General features: G+C 66.8%; 14 protein-coding genes, 1 tRNA gene and 2 pseudogenes. 7 read left to right on the top strand and 10 right to left on the bottom strand.

Features of this window, described 5'->3' with window-relative positions; translation table 11 throughout:
* Positions 1-228, bottom strand: a pseudogene (locus EAH84_RS15000) (IS110-like element ISMmg1 family transposase); the annotation flags it as partial.
* A 44-nt stretch (positions 229-272) separates the two neighbouring features.
* Here EAH84_RS15000 and EAH84_RS14995 point away from each other — a divergent pair.
* A pseudogene (locus EAH84_RS14995) lies at positions 273-588 on the top strand (hypothetical protein); the annotation flags it as partial.
* 346 nt (positions 589-934) lie between these two features.
* Here EAH84_RS14995 and EAH84_RS14990 read toward each other — a convergent pair.
* Entirely contained in the window at positions 935-1,534 is a 600-nt protein-coding gene (locus EAH84_RS14990) for a hypothetical protein (RefSeq protein WP_140872791.1), read from the bottom strand.
* A gap of 10 nt (positions 1,535-1,544) precedes the next feature.
* Positions 1,545-1,991 carry a hypothetical protein gene (locus tag EAH84_RS14985; protein WP_140872790.1) on the bottom strand — a complete coding sequence of 149 codons (447 nt, stop codon included), beginning with the start codon at positions 1,989-1,991 and terminating at the stop codon, positions 1,545-1,547.
* A gap of 561 nt (positions 1,992-2,552) precedes the next feature.
* Here EAH84_RS14985 and EAH84_RS14980 point away from each other — a divergent pair.
* From EAH84_RS14980 to EAH84_RS14970, 3 genes are read left to right on the top strand one after another with little or no spacing between them, the layout of a single operon-like run.
* Positions 2,553-4,115, top strand: coding sequence for a DUF4153 domain-containing protein (locus EAH84_RS14980; RefSeq protein ID WP_161978422.1), 1,563 nt, complete (start codon positions 2,553-2,555; stop codon positions 4,113-4,115).
* Positions 4,112-4,843, top strand: a complete 732-nt coding sequence (locus tag EAH84_RS14975) for a response regulator transcription factor (RefSeq protein WP_241656644.1) — start codon at positions 4,112-4,114, stop codon at positions 4,841-4,843. The genes EAH84_RS14980 and EAH84_RS14975 overlap by 4 nt, the downstream gene beginning before the upstream one ends.
* Positions 4,844-4,884: 41 nt before the next feature.
* Positions 4,885-6,405, top strand: coding sequence for a sensor histidine kinase (locus tag EAH84_RS14970; protein ID WP_241656643.1), 1,521 nt, complete (start codon positions 4,885-4,887; stop codon positions 6,403-6,405).
* Between the two features lie 9 nt (positions 6,406-6,414).
* Here EAH84_RS14970 and EAH84_RS14965 read toward each other — a convergent pair whose 3' ends face one another.
* Positions 6,415-7,284 carry an HpcH/HpaI aldolase/citrate lyase family protein gene (locus EAH84_RS14965; RefSeq protein WP_140872787.1) on the bottom strand — a complete coding sequence of 290 codons (870 nt, stop codon included), beginning with the start codon at positions 7,282-7,284 and terminating at the stop codon, positions 6,415-6,417.
* A gap of 104 nt (positions 7,285-7,388) precedes the next feature.
* Positions 7,389-8,669, bottom strand: a complete 1,281-nt coding sequence (locus tag EAH84_RS14960) for a methyltransferase family protein (RefSeq protein ID WP_140872786.1) — start codon at positions 8,667-8,669, stop codon at positions 7,389-7,391.
* Between the two features lie 76 nt (positions 8,670-8,745).
* Between EAH84_RS14960 and EAH84_RS14955 the strand changes: the two genes are divergently transcribed.
* The 3 genes from EAH84_RS14955 (at position 8,746) to EAH84_RS14945 (ending at position 11,642) form a co-directional block, all read left to right on the top strand.
* Complete coding sequence (locus EAH84_RS14955) at positions 8,746-11,055, top strand: FdhF/YdeP family oxidoreductase (protein ID WP_140872785.1); 2,310 nt, start codon at positions 8,746-8,748, stop codon at positions 11,053-11,055.
* 89 nt (positions 11,056-11,144) lie between these two features.
* A tRNA-Gly gene (locus tag EAH84_RS14950) sits at positions 11,145-11,218 on the top strand.
* A 97-nt stretch (positions 11,219-11,315) separates the two neighbouring features.
* On the top strand, positions 11,316-11,642 hold the full coding sequence (locus EAH84_RS14945) for a hypothetical protein (RefSeq protein WP_140872784.1): 327 nt from the start codon (positions 11,316-11,318) through the stop codon (positions 11,640-11,642).
* Positions 11,643-11,811: 169 nt separating this feature from the next.
* Here EAH84_RS14945 and EAH84_RS14940 read toward each other — a convergent pair whose 3' ends face one another.
* From EAH84_RS14940 to EAH84_RS14920, 5 genes are all read right to left on the bottom strand, one after another.
* The gene (locus EAH84_RS14940; protein ID WP_140872783.1) at positions 11,812-14,343 is read right to left on the bottom strand and encodes a hypothetical protein; all 2,532 of its coding nucleotides are present in this window, start codon (positions 14,341-14,343) and stop codon (positions 11,812-11,814) included.
* Between the two features lie 126 nt (positions 14,344-14,469).
* The gene (locus tag EAH84_RS14935; protein WP_140872782.1) at positions 14,470-14,820 is read right to left on the bottom strand and encodes a hypothetical protein; all 351 of its coding nucleotides are present in this window, start codon (positions 14,818-14,820) and stop codon (positions 14,470-14,472) included.
* Positions 14,821-15,316: 496 nt separating this feature from the next.
* On the bottom strand, positions 15,317-15,679 hold the full coding sequence (locus EAH84_RS14930) for a hypothetical protein (protein WP_140872781.1): 363 nt from the start codon (positions 15,677-15,679) through the stop codon (positions 15,317-15,319).
* A complete protein-coding gene (locus tag EAH84_RS14925) occupies positions 15,676-16,872 on the bottom strand; it encodes a peptidoglycan DD-metalloendopeptidase family protein (protein ID WP_140872780.1) in 1,197 nt (398 codons plus the stop codon). Before EAH84_RS14925 ends, EAH84_RS14930 begins: the two co-directional genes overlap by 4 nt.
* A 6-nt stretch (positions 16,873-16,878) precedes the next feature.
* A partial coding sequence (locus EAH84_RS14920) for an IS3 family transposase (RefSeq protein ID WP_140869999.1) occupies positions 16,879-17,143 on the bottom strand: 265 nt, incomplete at its 5' end.

The raw sequence follows: 17,143 nt of genomic DNA, 5'->3' as shown, positions 1-17,143 counted from the left end.
CCGCACCGTGTGGCCTTGCCCTTCGAACGTGCGCCCGAGATAATGAGCACCGCAGCACGCCTCCATCGCCACGACGCAAGCCGGCAGCGCGGCGGAGAACTTGATCAGTCCCTCCCGCGTCATTCGTCGGCGCAACACCACGGTTCCGCTCGCATCCATTCCTGCCAAGCTACAGCTGTTCTTGCCTAGGTCGATCCCGAGCGTGGCAATCGGCGTCTTCGTCGTCATCGGTCCTCTCCTTTTAATCCAACGCCAGATTGCGCCAGATGATGAGGGGCGGGCCATCCCATAAACTGTTCGCCGACGAGCGGGCGCGACCGGCGATCGCAAGGCGGCGCGCACAGTGGAAGACGTATCAGGGGCGGCTTGATCCAAGGCGGCTGGGCTTCATCGATGAGACTTGGGCCAAGACCAACGTGACGCCGATCCGGGGCGAGCAGATGTTCGCCAAGCTCAAGCTGCTCCGGCGCAAAGCCGCCGAGCGCACCGTCGAAGCAACCTGGAACGCATCGCGGTCAACTTCTTGACGCCTCCCCGCCGGACGAATGCGCGGTATATCTAACAAATAACGGATATGCTTCAGCTTAAGTCGAAATGACCTTAAAGGTCAAGTGCTTACATTATCTTGTTCGTTGCCATGTCATATTCTTGAACTCGATACGTGGCATAATAAATTACATCATCCACTTTCTCAGTATATGGTTTTTCTGTTTTTAGGAATACCGACGACCGTTGTAGTGATTACCAGTACAGCCCCGTGCGCCGAATTTCGTCGTTTGGCCGTGGTTTACCCGCTCGCTCGTACGCGGGTCCGCGCGACGCGTATGGCGAGCAAAATACTCCGCCTCCGGCGAACATTTGAACATCTTCCGACTGACGTAGATTATCTTCCTAGATGGATTCAAGGAAATGCGTCGGTCACAGGGAAGCCCGTTCACATCGGCTGATCCTCCCCTTCACACGTGCGTTCGCGTGCGGCCGCCACCTCGGCGAGCGGCTGGCCCCAGCGGTTGAGCCCGGCGCGGTCGGGGTCGGGGCCGGGGCAGCGTTCGTGTGGCAGCCGGGCCTTGCGCGCCGCGACGCATCCGCACAGGCCGCACACCCTGTGGCGATCGGCATCGCTGCTCGCGCCGGCCAGCCGAAAGACCAGCCGGTCGGGCGCGGCGCCGAGATGGGGACAGGCCAGACACGCGGCGAACCGCGCGGCAGCCGCATCGGCGTCGAGCATCGCGAAGCCCGATTTGGTCCACGCCCAGAACGACAAAATTGCCTTCGCGGTCAGGTCGATCGCGCCGTGATCGGCCACCGCCGCTTCGACCGGCGGCACCCATCCGTCCGCCTGCGCCAGCAGGAAATCGCGGAACGCAGGGTTCTCGCGGCACAGGATCAGGCTGCGGGCATAGGCCGCGTCGTTCACCGCGCGGGCGAACACTGCGAGCGCGACTGGGGCGTCCAGCCCCAGCAACGCTCCTAGTTCATCGCAGTCGGTGGCGGCATTGCCGCTGGTGTCGTGAACCATCATCGCCTCGGTCATTCCTGCCTCCCTAATCGTCGATCTTGCGTTTGCGGGTCGTCAACGTCGCCGAATTCTGGCGATGATCCGATGATTTGCCGCGGCTTCCGGATGTGTTCTTCACCGTCAGGGTACGGTCGCCGACTTCGCTGTTGAAGCTCATCGTATAATCGTACAGCTTCTTGCCCTTGCTGGTCGGGGCTCGGTCGAACGTCACCTCCTTGCCCGCCCCGGAGCCGCGGGTCCGCATTCGCTTGGCTGGATGGATCTTGCGCAGCCGCGCCCGCATTGCGCCCGCCTGACTCTCGGTGCGGCTCTGGGCCTCGCTGTCGGCCTTGCCTTGGGACGTCGCCCCCGCCTTCGCCTTTGCTTTCGCCCCCCCCTTCGCCTTGCCCACGATCGCCGCCCCCCCTCCACGGGCACCGGTCCACCGCCGCCCGTCCCAACCTAATCGCGCGACCGGCACCATCGCGGCCATGACGTGGCAACGATGCGGCGCGAAGCAGCGATACTCTTACGCCAGGGGTACAGACCACGGTCTCGGCGAACCGCGGTTCGACGAATGGTTGATCAGTCCGTGGCCATACGCATAGGTGTACTAGGAAAGCGGGCGAGCTCGCCTCCGCTTCATTATATGCTTAGTTTTTTCCGCACATCGCAATTACTTATATTCAGCACGGGTTTGCAGTCGGATCGAATCGAATGGCGAAGTACGACTCCCTTAGACGACTCTCTATTGAACTCGTCAAGACATAGATCGGACTATTTCTATTTTCATTAGTGTCGATAACTGGCGATGGTTGATAGCATCATGAATAGACGCGGCAATAAGTCACGGACTACTGCGATCACCGATAATAGAGCGGGTGCCGCAAAGCACTTGCCCGATCGACCCCACGACCGCCGCGAACGGCATCTCCGGTCGCAATCGCGGGGCGCGCCTGCACGCGACCTGCACCGAATGCACCAACCGTCTGCTTGGGTCGCGCGCTGCGACGCTCATCGATGGCGCTCAGACCAGACCCTCGATCGCGGGAGGATGACGATGAACGATGGTGCAGCTTGGCGAAGCGGATTGATCGCCCGCGTGGCGGTGTGCCTGGTGCTGGTCGGTGCAGCGGAGACCACGATCGACGGAACCGATCTTGGTGCCGTGATCGGCGGCGTCGCTATGCTGCTGGCCATTCTGACCGCGGTTGTTCGCCCAGCGCTGGTACGGGTGCGCGCCGCCCGATCCGCCACGATCGCGGCGACGCTCTACGCGCTGGTGCTGACCGAGGACCCGAGTTTGCTCGGCTGCGCGCTGTTCTGGGTGGCGGTGTCGCTGGCCGCGCTCCTCCCGCGGCGCGGGTTCGACGATGCGATGGCCTGGGCGACTCGGTTGGCGTGGCATGGTGTGACAGCAGCCCTGTCCCCGTTCCGCGACGCCGCGCGAATAGCGATTCTGCGCGACCGCCGCGCGCCGCGGAGCAGGGGCCTGCGCGCGGCTGCGACGATGCTGGTACTACCGGTCGTGGGCGGCGGCGTGTTCGTCATGCTTTTTGCCAGCGCGAATCCGCTGATCGGCGATGCGGTCGCGCGGATCGCGCTCCCCGACATAACGACCGTCATATGGCGATCGGCGGTCGCAACAGTGGTTGGCGTCGCGACCTGGTCGACTTTGCGCCCGAGTGCCCAGGCGACGCGGTTCGCGCGCTCGCCCGATCGCATCATCAGCACCGCGCTCGATCCCCGCGTCGCGACGTTGATCGTGTCGCTCGTGACGTTCAACGCGATCTTCGCGGTCGAAAACACGCTCGATCTGGTGTTCCTCTGGAGCGGTGCGGCGTTGCCCGCTGGCGTCACGATGGCCGATTATGCGCACCGCGGCGCCTATTCGCTGATCGTCACCGCAGTGCTGGCGGGGTTGTTCGTTCTGGTCGCGCTGCGACCGGGTAGCGCGGGCGCCGTCGGCAGACCGGTCCGGGTGCTCGTCGCGCTGTGGCTGGCGCAGAATCTGCTGCTCGTCGCCTCCAGCGCGTTGCGTACCCTCGATTATGTCGATGCCTATGGGATGACCGTTCTGAGGCTGGCCGCACTCGGCTGGATGACTCTCGTCGCGGTCGGGCTGGCGCTGATCGGCTGGCGATTGCTGCGTGGTCGATCGGCGCGGTGGCTGATCAACGCCAACGCGCTCGCCGCGACGCTGGTGCTGACCGTCGCGAGCGTCGTCGATCTCGGCGCGGTCGCGGCGGGGTGGAACGTCCGCGTGGCGGTCGCGCAGGGCAAGGCCGGCCCGCCGCTCGACCTGTGTTACCTCGCGCGACTCGGCCCATCGGCGCTGGTGTCGCTGGCGCGGCTCGAACGCCATGCGAAATTTCCGGCGCAGCGCGATCGAATCGCGGCGCTACGCTGGCGGATCGAGCAGGATGTCACCGGTTCACAAGGCAGGTGGCGCGGTTGGACCCCCCGCAACGCGCGGCGCCTCCGCGCGGTCGACACGCTGGTCGGATTGCGCCGACCCGCCTTGATCGCCGACCCCGACGGGCGCCGGTGCGACGGATCGATCGTCCCGCCCCGGGCCCCGTCCCCGCCACCGCCACCGTTGACGCGGGCGCCATGAAGATGATCAGGTGCCCGATGCCCCGCACGATCTTGGTCGTCGACGACGATCCGCATATCCGCCAATTGCTCGTCTTTGCGCTGGACAAGGCGGGGTTGGCTGCGATCGAAGCCGACGATGGCGAAAGCGCGCTCGCGATCGCCGCCGCGCAATCGCCCGATCTCGTCATCCTCGATATCAACATGCCGCGCATGGACGGGCTGGAGGCGTGTCGGCGGCTGCGTGCCGCGAGGGGCGAGGGGCGCAACGTGCCGATCCTGTTCCTGTCGAGCCGGGACGACGAGATCGATCGGGTGCTCGGCATTGAACTGGGTGCCGACGATTATGTCGTGAAGCCGTTTTCGCCGCGCGAGGTGGTGGCGCGCGTGATGGCGATCCTGCGCCGTACCGCCGCGCACGCCCCCGAGGTCGAGACGGGGCGCGACCTGATCCACGGTCGCCTTCGCCTCGACTTGGATGGCTGGCGCGCGTCGTGGAACGCCGCCGACGTGCCGCTGACGGTCACCGAATTCCAGCTCGTGCGGCTGCTGGCGTCGGTCCCGACCAAGGTGTTCAGCCGCGATGCGATCATCGATGGGCTCCACGGCCCCGGCTTCGCGGTGACCGACCGGACGATCGACAGCCACATCCGCAACCTGCGCGCGAAATTCGCGGCGTTGGGCGGGGTGGACCTGATCGAGACGCGCGCGGGAATCGGTTATCGCCTGGGGGCGTGCGCGGGCGCGTGATCGGCATGGTCAGAGGCTGGGTCAGACGCCATTGGCCGCAGATGCGGTTGCGCACGATCCTGTTCGCGACGCTGTTCGTGGTGGCGGCGATGCCCGGTTTCGGCGCGGTGTTTCTGCGCGTTTACGAAAACACGCTCGTCCGCCAGACCGAAGCCGAACTCGTCGCCCAGGGCGCCGCGCTGGCCGCCACCGCGGCGGTGTGGTGGCCCGATGCCCTACCGGGCCGACCCAGCCGCCGCCCTTATCACGTCGAAACGCCGACCACCGACATCGACCTCAGCACCACGCCGATTCTCGACGAACGTCCCGCGCCCGTCGCCGCGGGTCCGCCGTCGCCGGACGCGGTGGTGGCCGCCGCGCGGCTCGCCCCCGTGCTCGACCAGACCCGCAGCGCGACCCAGGCCTCGATCGTCGTGCTCGATCGGTTGGGCCGTGCCGTCGGCGGCACACGCGCGATCGGCAGCTATGCCGCCCTGCCCGAAGTCGCCGCCGCGCTCGATGCGCGACCGGTCACGGTGCTGCGCCGCAACGGTGCGTATCGCGCGACCTATCGCTTCGAATGGCTCTCGCGCGCCGCCGCGATCCGCGTCCATTATGCGCGACCGATCATCGTCCGGGGCCGCGTGGTCGGCGTCCTGTCGCTGTCGCGATCGGCGCGCGCGTTGTTCAGGGGCCTGTATGAAGATCGCGGCAAGATCCTGATCGGCGTGGTCGCGATCTTCCTCGCGCTGCTCGGGTTGAGCGGGATCATCTCGCGCGGCGTGACCCGGCCGATCCGGGAGCTGGGACTGGCGACCCGCGCGGTCGCGAGCGGGCGTGGCGGCATTCCCGCCATACCCCCGACCGCCGCCGTCGAGATCCAGGGCCTGTACGCCGATTTCGCCGCGATGGCGGCGGCGATCGAGCGCCGCTCGCGCTATCTCCGCGACTTCGCGCATGCGGTCAGTCATGAATTCAAGACCCCGATCGCGGGGATCCGCGGCGCGCTCGAACTGCTCCAGGATCACCCCGACATGCCCGCTGCCGACCGCCAGCGGTTCCTGACGAATGCCGATGCCGATGCCGACCGCCTAACTGTGCTGGTAACCCGGCTGCTCGATCTGGCGCGCGCCGACATGGCCGAACCCGGCGCTGCGGTATCGACCGAGCTGGCGCCCCTCGTCGATCGGATCGCCGATGCCTTCCGCGATACCGGGCTCGCCGTCGACGTCGCGCTGCCGCCGGGATCGCCGCGGGTCGCGGTCCCCGCGGCGACGCTCGACGCCGTCCTGACGACATTGCTCGAAAACGCGCGCCAGGCCGGCGCCGGGACGATCGGTCTTCATGCCGCGGTCACGCCGACGCGGGTCGAGCTCCGCGTCGGCGACGATGGCCCCGGCGTCGCGCCCGCCGATCGCGAGCGGCTGTTCGAACCCTTCTTCACGACCCGGCGCGCGACCGGGGGCACCGGTCTTGGCCTGGCCATCGCCCGGTCGCTGATCGAGGGCGCGGGCGGCACGCTGACGCTCGCCGATGCGACCGCCACCACCTTCGTCATCGATCTGCCGTCGGGCGGAGGTTGATTCTCCGGATCATTCCCCCGCGATCGCGCGCGCGATCGCCAGGGTCTGGTGCGCCTGTTCCCAATGCAGCCGCTCGACCATCGCGCCATCGACGCGGATCACGCCGTGGTCCGCAGCAGCGGGCGCGGCAAAGGCGGCCACGACGCGCCGCGCCCACGCGATCGCGGCGGCGGTCGGGCTGAACGCGCCGTTGCACGGTGCGATCTGGCTCGGGTGGATCAGCGTCTTGCCGTCGAACCCGAACCTCGCGCCCTGGTCGCACTCCGCGGCGAACCCGTCGACGTCGTCGATCGCGTTGCAGACCCCGTCGATCGCGGCGAGGCCATGCGCGCGCGCCGCCGCGACGGTCTGCGCCAGGAAGCCGTGGAACGGCAACCGGTCGCGCCCCGGCGTCGCGCGCAATTCCTTGGCGAGATCGTTGGTCCCGACGACCAGCGCGGCGAGCCCCGGCGCGGCGGCGAGATCGTCGAGCCGCAGCACCGCGCGCGCGGTCTCGACCATCGCCCAGATCGGCAGGTCGCCGAGCAGCGCGCGATACGCCGCGACCGCGCGTGCATCGTCGACCTTGGGGATCAGCACCGCATCGGGCCGCGCTGCGACGAGCGCGCGGCAATCCTCCTCGCCCCACGCCGCCACACCAACCGCGGTCGATAGCGCGTTGACCCGGATCACAAGCTCGCGCCGCCCGAACCCGCCCTCGCCCACCGCCGCCACCGCCGCGGCGCGCGCGTCGTGCTTCGCGGCGGGGGCGACCGCATCCTCGAGATCGAGGATCACGACGTCGCACGGCAGCGTGCGCGCCTTCGCGATCGCCTTGGCATTGGTCGCGGGCATGTAGAGCGCGCTACGGCGGGGGCGGGGGCGGGGGCGGATATCCATCGGCACGTCCTTATCGCGTCCCGCACCTGCACGATACGCCCGCGACCTCTTCCCGGCGGGGACACCGGCACCTCCATCCCGTCCCAAGCCTGAGCGGTAGGGCGCTACCGCTTCGCCCAAGCCCAGCGCTGGAACAACCGCGGCACCGGGCCGTGGCGCGCCATCCAGCCGTCATAGGCGACATAATCGGGATCGAGCCGCAGGTGCCGCTCCTCGGTCTTGGCGCGCCAATAATAGACCCCGCTGACCACGCCGAGCAGCAGCGTCGCGCGAATCGCGTCGACATGGCTTCCCGTCGTCAGCATCGGCAGCGCCGCGCACCACCAGAACGCGTTCTTCGCGAGATACGCCGGATGCCGCGAATAGGCATAAGGCCCATGCGTCAGGATGCCGCGGTTGGTGAGGTTCGAAAACCGCGGCCCGAATGCGACCGTCGCCCAGGCGTAGATGCCGGTCAGCACGACGAGCATCGCGCCCCAGACCGCGATCAGCTTGGGATGCCCCGCGAACCACACGAACCATTCCTGCGTCGCGATCCGATAATCGAGCGGGCCGTTGTTATCCATCAGGATGAACGGCGGATAGCAGATCAGCGCCGCCATCCACGCCGCCGCGAACGGGTTGGCGCTGCGGATATGCGAATCGAGCGGCCGGAAGGTCAGGATATAGCCGACCGTCGCCATCGCCATGTCGATCACGAACATGAAGGTGATCAGCCAGCGCGCGATTGCCGCAGGGTCACGCCACGCGTCGCCCACGTCCCAGCGGATAAACTCGCCATAGCCCCCCGGCATCCCCGCCAGCATGAACGCGAGGAAGAACGCTTTCACGCCCCAGCTGCGCAGATGGCGGTAGATCGCGTCATGCTCGACCCCCGGCTGGCCGGTCAGCCACGCGCCGAGATGCCACGCGCCGTCGCGTGGGCTCTCCAGGCGACGGTCGAGCCACAGGACATAGGGGATCGACAGCACGAACAGCGCGGGCGCGGCATAGCCGAAACACCACATCGCGAACGCGAAATTGCCCTGCCAATAGAAGCGCCCGGTCGCGTAGATCGCGGCGATCGCCACCCAGGTCGCCCATAATCCCGCCAGCTTCGTGATGCTGATGTCGAGCGTGTCGGCGACGGTGGTTCGGCTGGCCCAATCGATCCCGGTCGACGCGTGGCGGTGGACCTTGTCGACGACCAGCGACCACAGGATCATCGGCACCGCGCAGCACAGCAGGTTGACGAGACCGGCATAGGGTCCGTCCATCCCGTACTGCCGCGCGATCGCCACCCAAGCGATCACCCCCGCCAACCCCGACAGCCCCGCGCCGCTGCTGACCGCCGAACGCGGGCGTGTGACCTCAATTTTGGCGGCAATCGAGCGATCATGATACATGGCAAGGCAATCTATCGCGCGAGTGGTAAGCAACCCGTGAAGCACGATGTGCGTTAGCCCGTGACGGAGGTGACTGATGAACGACGACCTGACGAACGACCGCCCACTGGATGACGATCTGGCGACGCCCAGGGAATATGGCGGGTCGTCGGGAGGGTTCGGATCGGTCGAGGGCATGGCCAAGGTCATGCGCCGGGAAATGCCGAGCCCCGGCGTGGCCGAGACGCTGATGCGCCAGAACAAGGCGGAAGGCTATATGTGCGCGTCGTGCGCGTGGGGAAAACCCAAGCATCCGCACACCTTCGAATTCTGCGAGAACGGCGCCAAGGCGACGATCTGGGACCTGACCCGCGATCGCTGCACCCCCGATTTCTTCGCGCAGCATACTGTCACCGAATTGCGCGAATGGGCCGATTTCGATCTCGAGATGGTCGGGCGGCTGACCGCGCCGCTGCGCTACGATGCGCCGACCGACAAATATGTCGAATGTTCGTGGGACGAAGCGTTCACGGGGATCGCCAAGGAACTCAACGCGCTCGATCCCAAATCGGTGATCTTCTACGCGTCGGGCAAGGCGTCGCTCGAATCGTCATACCTCTATGCGCTGACCGCACGGTTCTACGGCAACAACAACCTGCCCGACAGTTCCAACATGTGCCACGAGACGACCTCGGTCGGGCTCAAGAACGTGATCGGATCGCCGGTCGGCACGTGCACGCTCGAAGATTTCGACCATTGCGACGCGATCTTCTATTTCGGGCAGAACCCCGGCACCAACAGCCCGCGCTTCCTCCACCCGCTCCAGGATGCGGTGCGGCGCGGGTGCAAGATCATCACCTTCAACCCGGTTCGCGAGATCGGCCTGGTTCGCTTCATCGATCCGCAGAGCCCGGTCCAGATGCTGACCCAGCAGCCGACCCAGCTATCGCACATGTACCTGCAGGTCCGCCCCGGCGGCGACATCGCGGCGATCATGGGGCTGTGCAAGCATGTCGTCGCGGTCGATGATGCCAGGACCGCCGCGGGCGATCCCAGCGTGCTCGACCACGGCTTCATCGATCAGCATACCCACGGGTTCGACGCGTTCATCGCGCAGGCGCGCGCCACCGGCTGGGACGAGATCGAGCGGCATTCGGGGCTGAAGCGTGCCGATCTGGAGGCCGCCGCCGACGTCTATGTCGCCGCCGAACGCGTCATCGGGGTGTACGGGATGGGGCTGACCCAGCACGTCCACGGCACGCAGAGCATCGGGATGCTCGTCAACCTGATGCTGATGCGCGGCAACATCGGGCGCCAGGGCGCGGGCATGTCCCCCGTCCGTGGCCATTCGAACGTCCAGGGCCAGCGCACCGTCGGCATTTCCGAAAAGCCCGAACTGGTGCCGCTCGACAAGCTGGCGACGATGTTCGACTTCGAACCGCCGCGCGATACCGGCCACACGACGGTCGACGCGTGCGAAGGCATCCGCGACGGATCGGTCAAGGGCTTCATCAGCCTGGGCGGCAATTTCGTGCGCGCGATCCCCGACCGCGAGATCATGGAAAAGGCGTGGCAGCACCAGCAACTGACGGTCTATATCGCAACCAAGCTCAACCGCAGCCACCTGATCCACGGTCGCGTGTCCTATGTCCTCCCCTGCCTCGCGCGTCCCGAAGAGGATGTGCAGGCATCGGGACCGCAGACCGTGACGATCGAGGACAGCTTCAGTCACATCTATGGATCGGTCGGTCGCCGCACCCCCGCGAGCGACACGCTGCTCAGCGAACTGGCGATCGTCGCGGGGATCGCGCAGGCGACGCTGCCCGCGAACCCCAAGTGGCGATGGGACGAATGGACCGCGGATTACGGCCTCGTCCGCGACCTGATCGCCGAAACCTATCCCGAGGAGTTCCACGATTTCAACGCGCGGATGTTCGAGGCGGGCGGATTCTACCGCGGCAACGCCGCGCACGACCGGATCTGGAAAACCGACAGCGGCAAGGCCGAATTCACGCACCCTACCACGATGACCGCGCTCGGCATCGGCGACGCGCCGGGCCGGTTCCACCTGATCACGATGCGATCGAACGACCAGTTCAACACCACGATCTACGGCTTCGACGACCGACTGCGCGGCCTCAGCGGATCGCGCCTCATCCTGCTGATGAACCCGCGTGACATGCAGCGCGAGGGGCTAAAGGAGGGCGATATCGTGACGCTGGCGGGCGATGCCGACGACGACACCCGCCGCGCGGTGGAGGGGTTGAAGATCACGCCGTACGACCTGCCCGACGGCTGCGTAGGCGGTTATTATCCCGAGATGAACCCGCTGGTGCCACTCTGGTACCACGACGAAGCCTCAAAGACTCCGGCGTCGAAGGGAGTCCCCGTCCGCATCGACCGCTGACGCGGCTGGCAGGACCGCCTCGCGGCCGATCGCTCCCGCCACATCCGCGTTGACCCGCGGTCCACGACTGTGCCAGTGGCGGTCGGCACGCGGGTGTAGCTCAATGGTAGAGCAGAAGCCTTCCAAGCTTACGACGAGGGTTCGATTCCCTTCACCCGCTCCAAGCCTTTTCAAAGACTTAGCTACCCCCAAAGCGGGCGTTGAGTTTTCCGGATGCAGTTGGATAAGCGCCGGATAAGCACGAGCTCCAGTCTGGCGTGGTGGCTGATCCTGAAAGCCGCAAGGCCATAATCTGCGGTGACGCTTCCGCGCACTCCAGAATAGTTCACCACGATGATCGCATTCGAAGCACGGGCGCCGCGACCGGCGACGACTCCCAGCCCTTCGTTGCTCGGATCACGTGTTGCGGGAAGCTCTACAAGGAGTGGCCGGCCGAATCGATCGAGGCGGGGGAGCGCGCGGCGGACGAATGGCTGCGCGCCAATTCCGAGCGTCTTGGCGGCGTATACATCGATGACAGCGCCGCCGCCGCCCAAACGCGGCAGGGCACCGCGCCCGACGAAGACAATTTCCGCCGCGCACTTTGACGATGAGCCCGACGCCGGACCGCCACGCCCGCGGCGGCATGCTCCGATCACCCCGCGACTGTTGAGCGAGGACCAGGCCGCCGCTTATCTGGGGATCGGCAAGTCGGGGTTCCGCGTCCGATGGCAGCGTAGCGAAGTGCCGGGGCCTACCCGAGGCACTCAGTCGGCGTCACTTGATGAAGGTGCGGAAACCGATCCTCAGTGTGCGGCCCTGAGGGTCGAGGTAAGCGGGGTGGAAGGCGAAGGGGGTCTGGCCGGCGGCGTCGCGGACCTGAAGGCGGGCGTCGAGGGCGTTTTCGACGCTCAAGGTGAGGCGGCCGGCGCGTAGCCACGCGGGGAGGCTCGATGCGCTGCCCAGCTGTCCGAGATTGAGGAAGAGCCAGGCGTTGAGGCGGGGGCGATCGGCGTAGATAAGGTCGCCGGAACCGCCACGGACGAGGGAGTCGGCCTGCCAGCTGCCCGAAACGAACGCGCCGAGAGCGCCGCGGGTTAGGCGGGCATTTCCTTCAATCAGGTGGCGCGGGACGCCGCCGCGCGGTCCGACCGCGGCGCCATCGAGGAGATCGAGGACGGGACCACCGGCGACGGTGCGGATGTCGTTGCGGAAGCGCCAGGTGTGGAAGAGCGAGGCAGCGAAGCGGGTGGGATTGCGGTCCCCGGGCGCGGGCTGGGTCACATATTGGAGGCCCGAGCGCAGGCCGCGGAAATGTGAGCTGGCGACGCTGATCGCGCGGGCATCGACGAGAATGAGGCGGCCGGAGCCGTCGCGCTGAAAACGGCCGGGGAACGCGGCTTCAAGATCGGGCGAGACGATCGGGAAAGTCGCGATCGGATTGTCGAGATCGACCTCGCTGTAATTGACCGAGAGCGTGATGCCGGCGGCGCCCGGCGGGCGGAGGATCGCCTCAATCTTGCGCTCCCGCCGGTTGTTGGGGTGCAACAGCGGATTGCCGCCTTCGAGGCGTGTGACCGACACGGTCTCGCCGCGGATCGGATCGAAGATCAGGAAACTGGGGATCGGGACGACCGGCTCGCCGATTTCCTGCAAGGTCGGGAAGCCGTCATCATCGATGTAGGAAAGGTTAAAGCTGACGATCGGATCCGGCGCCCAGCGCAGGCCGGCACCCCAGGTGCGCAGCCAGCCGAAGCGCGGGATGTTGCGGACGGTGACATTGAAGTTGGCGGCCAGGCCGCCGAGCGACGCGTTGCCGCGCGACAAAGGCGCGTCGAGACTGGCCGCGGCCCAGGTCTGGGTGCGAGCGAGCCGAGCCGGGCCGGGCGCTTCGAAACCGCGGGATACGAGGCCGAGATGTTCGGCGCTGGCCGACAGGCTGAGAAAGAGATCGCCGGCCGGGAGACGCGCGAGCGGACCGGCGGCGGAGAGATCGATCGCGCCGCGGCGGCTGCGGGACGAAGACAGGCGCGCGGCGGGATCGAAGGGGCCGGCGATAGCGGCGAAGGGATTGGCAGCGGGATCGGCGGCGAGGACGCGGGCCTGGAGAGCGGCCGTGTCGACCCGACCCGAATCGCGGGTGGTGGCATAGGCATGTTCGCCGGTCGCGGTCGCGGTCCAGCGCCAGAGGCCAAAATCGCCGCTGAACAAGGCCGAGAGGCGAGCGGTGTCGGTGCGCGAGTCGCGGCGGAGCGGGGCCGGGGCGAGGCCGAGGAGGAGCACGTCGCTGGCGAAGGGAGAGAAGGGATTGGCGTCGGGAACGAAAAGCTCGACCGGCGCGCGGCCGAAGCCGCTTTCGCTGCGAGTGGAGGTGACCCGGCCACTAATGGTAGCGGCAATGCGCGAGAAGAGCGGGCGGCTGATTGACGCGCCGAGCACGAAACGCGTGGTTTCGGGGAGGAGGGTGCGAAAAGGGCGCAGATCGGTCTGCGCCGGAGACTGGGCGCCGACGGCAAATTGGGCGAGAGTTTGGGTGGTCCCGGGGACTGGGGCAACGGTGACGATGGTGCCGGCGAGGGCGCTGAGCGCCGGGTCGATCTCGGCGCCGAAAACGGGGGCGGCGGCATTTCCCCCGGCGGCGAAGAGTGGGCCGGCGGGGGCGAGTGGGATGTCGCGCTCGGATTCGTCGAGGGCGCCGTCGCGGGCGAGCGAGAGATCGACGATGATTCGGGATTCGCCGCGTATGCGAGCAAGGTTCCAGTCGGTTGAAAGGCTATAGCGGCCGCCGCGCGTGGCGGCGCCGGCGCTGCTGTCGAGGGTCAGAGCGCGGAAGCGCTCGCGGGTGACGAGATTGAGGACGCGGGCGCCGGCGGGATAGCCATAAGCGAGCGCGACCTCCTCGGGGAGGATGTCGATCCGCTGGATCGCCTCGGCGGGGAGGCCGCCGATATCGGAGAAATTGGCGATGCGGCTGCCGTTCAACAGAACGATCTGGGGCGGCGATGCGGCACCGCTATTGCCCCGGGTCTCGGGCTCGAGCGCCTCGACGAGGTCGCTGACGGTGCCGGCGCCGTAGCTGGCGATTTCACCGGCGTCGATGCGGCGAACCGGGGCGACGCCGCCGATCGCTTCGCCGCGCAGGCGGATGCCGATGACGAGAATGTCGTCGTTGCCAGCGCGCAGGCCTTTGCCCGCCGAGGGCGCGATGCGCTCCGCGGCAGCGGGATCGTTGAGCTGGCCGACAGCGGCGCTTTCGGGAGCGGCGATTGCGGCGGCCAGCGCCCACGCGAGGCTCAAATTCTTCAGCATCGCTCCCCCGGTCCGAGCGGCAGAGCCTAGCGCGGAAGGTTTAAGCGTTTCTCAAAAAAAGGCGGACGGTTCGGGGCCGCCCGCCTTTTCGTTAGAAGCTGTTAAGCCCGAAGGCTGTGCTTCAGCTTATTGGCCGGTCGCGGCGCGGCAGAGAGCAGGAATGTTGATCCCGTCTTGTTGGAACTGACCAACCGAACGCCCGCGGGTGGGGTTGTTGGGATCGGTGGGGTTGTTGACGAACGGTCCAGGCGACTGGGTCGGAACAACGTTGCCGCCCTTGGTACCCGGAGTCTGCTCGGCGGGGCCGCCCGGAGCGCCATTGGCCATGTTCGGCTCGTTGCCATAGACGACGTCCGAGATGCAGTTGCCGACCGTCAGTTGGGTCTGCGGCTTGGTGTTGCCCGAAGCGAAGCTCGGCGTAGCAAAGCCGCCCATCGCGAACGAAGCGGCCGTCAAGCCGATAAGTGCCTTTTTCATAAGTCCTCCTTTTCTAACGAGTCCTGCCCCCCGGTTCTCAAAGAGGCAATTTAACCTTAAATAACCGTTTTTGGGCTGGAGTCGAATCGGCTGTGCCGAATTCGGAAGAACTGTCCCATAACTGGAAATGGACGGGGCGTCGTAACGATCTGCGCAAGTTACGGGACAGGTGGAAACGTTTGGACGTGCTGGCTCCTCAGCGGGCGTGCTTCCGAGGTCACTCGAAAACCCGACCCAGCATCACATCACCACAAGGACGGGCCACGAGCTGGACGACTTGCTCTCCCGATCACCGACTGCGAAGCCGAAAGCGCGAGCAATCGACCGGATCCTAGAAATCGCAAATCGGCATCGGAGCCAGCGTAATCCGGTTGGCGCGAGCGAGCCTGCCTCGCTCGACGAGCTAGGGAGCTGGGGACCCGGCTCTCAGCCAAAGGACTTCGGTGTCTGAAATCGCGTCGTTTGCCGAAAGGCTGGTTTACGGGGCTGTCGCGCTTTAAGCGGCCAGTCTGCAATTAGCCCAATTCTCGCCGAACCAGTGGCCGATCTTGGCGAGGACGCCGACGTCATCGTGCGCGATCGCGGCCTTGCTCGTATCGGCAAGGAAGCTCGCGGTCTTGGTCCCGCGGATCGACGCAGCGGTCGCGGCGGCATCGCGCTGCGCCTTGATCCGGCGGGCCTCGGCCTCGTTGTCGCGGATGAACTGGCCGGGGAGGCCGAGCTGATCGGCGATCGCGCGGTTCTCGACCTCGCGGTCGGGGTTGAGGTGCGAGGTCTGGACGAGCGACTGGCGCGTCGGGTCGACGCCCCCGAACGCTCGCGCATAGGCCTGATCGTAGGGGTCTAGCTGATCGCTCATTTCTTGAACGTCCCGGCGTAATACATCGCGAGGATATTCTCTTCGGTGACGGGCGTGCCGTGCTTGGTGAGGCTCGCCTCGATGCTCGCGCGCACCTCTGGGTTGATCTGTTTCAGGGTCACGGACCCTTGCGCCACGCGGTTCGCGCCGCCGGCGCCGACCGCCACCGTGCGGCCGAGCGTCCAGCGCTGGACGAACTGCGTCACCTCGATGTCGTTCATCGGCTTGTCGCGATGCGCCTGCTCGACGGTCAATGCCTCGAACGCGCTGCGCCGCAACGCGCCGACCTGGGCGGCCTGCTTGTCCTCGGGCTTCGGATTATCGGGCAGGCCGAGCGCGCCCATATATTGCCCGATCGCGACGTTGAACGCGGGCATATTGATGTTGCCACTCGCCGCAGCGGCCTTGCCGTTCTGCGCGCCCTTGACGATCTGGCCGCGCATGTTCTGGAGCTGGAGCCACGAGCTGCGGTCCATCGACCCATAGAGCGACTGCATCTGGCGGCCCGACAGATTGGCGAGTTCGTCGGGGTTGGCGAGATAGTAGCCATAGGTGCCGTCGCTCGTCGCCTGGTCACGCGTGCCGCTGGCGACGCGGTCGATGAAGCCCCCCATTTCGTCGTAGTGCTTGGCCGGGATGCCGTTGCGGATCGGCGCGGGCATCGACGAAAGGGGCTTGCCGGGGTTCGCGATCGCCCACCGCTGCGCCGCCTCGACGCCCGCGTCCTCGGCGTCGGTCACGCTCTGCTTGTGGACCTGGTAACGGTTCGTGACCTCGGCGCGGACGTCATGGATCATCGACGGCGTCGGGTGCGGATAGGTGTCGGTGAGGTGCTTGACCGCGAGCGCTTGCGCGTCCTCGAGCGTCATGCCGCGTGCGACCGGGTGCGCCGAGCCACCGCCCGACGGTGGGTTGAGGGGATCGACCTTCTTGCCGTCGATCGTCAGCGTATAGTGGACGTGTGGCCCGGTGGCGTGGCCGGTCTGCCCCGACTTGCCGAGGGTCTGCCCCGCGACGACGCGGTCGCCTTCCTTGACGTCCTGGCTCGACAGGTGCGCCATGCCGATCCGCGTGCGGCCGTCGTCCGACACGACGATGATCTCGAGCCCGCCCTTCGCGTTGGCGACGCGGTGCGCGGTGCCGCTGATCGTCGATACGACGGGGGTGTGATATTCCCCCGGTTCGGCGGACACGCAGGGTTAGCCGGTCATGCTCCGCTCGGCTTGCTCGGGGGTTAGATATCCGAGGGCCGAGTGCATGCGGTGCCGGTTATAGTAGCCCTCGATGTATCCGAACAGCGCGTGCCGCGCTTCGGCCTGTGTCGCCCATCGGCACTGATGGACGAGTTCGACCTTGAGGGTGTGAAAGAAGCTCTCCATCGGGGCATTATCGTAGCAATTGCCGGTGCGGCTCATTGAGGGCGTCGCGCCGATCGCGGCCAAGTGATCGACATAGGCGCCGGCC

Source organism: Sphingomonas oligophenolica (assembly GCF_006438955.1).
Taxonomy (GTDB): Bacteria; Pseudomonadota; Alphaproteobacteria; order Sphingomonadales; family Sphingomonadaceae; genus Sphingomonas; species Sphingomonas oligophenolica_A.
The sequence above is the reverse complement of the archived record's forward strand: the minus strand, read 5'-3'. Positions and strand labels throughout refer to the sequence as shown.

Bases quoted from the DNA above. Each gene is read 5' to 3' on its own strand.
- EAH84_RS14990 (WP_140872791.1), bottom strand. From the start codon at position 1,534: ATGACCGAGGCGATGATGGTTCACGACACCAGCGGCAATGCCGCCACC.
- EAH84_RS14985 (WP_140872790.1), bottom strand. From the start codon at position 1,991: ATGGCCGCGATGGTGCCGGTCGCGCGATTAGGTTGGGACGGGCGGCGG.
- EAH84_RS14980 (WP_161978422.1), top strand. From the start codon at position 2,553: ATGACGATGAACGATGGTGCAGCTTGGCGAAGCGGATTGATCGCCCGC.
- EAH84_RS14975 (WP_241656644.1), top strand. From the start codon at position 4,112: ATGAAGATGATCAGGTGCCCGATGCCCCGCACGATCTTGGTCGTCGAC.
- EAH84_RS14970 (WP_241656643.1), top strand. From the start codon at position 4,885: ATGCGGTTGCGCACGATCCTGTTCGCGACGCTGTTCGTGGTGGCGGCG.
- EAH84_RS14965 (WP_140872787.1), bottom strand. From the start codon at position 7,284: ATGGATATCCGCCCCCGCCCCCGCCCCCGCCGTAGCGCGCTCTACATG.
- EAH84_RS14960 (WP_140872786.1), bottom strand. From the start codon at position 8,669: ATGTATCATGATCGCTCGATTGCCGCCAAAATTGAGGTCACACGCCCG.
- EAH84_RS14955 (WP_140872785.1), top strand. From the start codon at position 8,746: ATGAACGACGACCTGACGAACGACCGCCCACTGGATGACGATCTGGCG.
- EAH84_RS14940 (WP_140872783.1), bottom strand. From the start codon at position 14,343: ATGCTGAAGAATTTGAGCCTCGCGTGGGCGCTGGCCGCCGCAATCGCC.
- EAH84_RS14935 (WP_140872782.1), bottom strand. From the start codon at position 14,820: ATGAAAAAGGCACTTATCGGCTTGACGGCCGCTTCGTTCGCGATGGGC.
- EAH84_RS14930 (WP_140872781.1), bottom strand. From the start codon at position 15,679: ATGAGCGATCAGCTAGACCCCTACGATCAGGCCTATGCGCGAGCGTTC.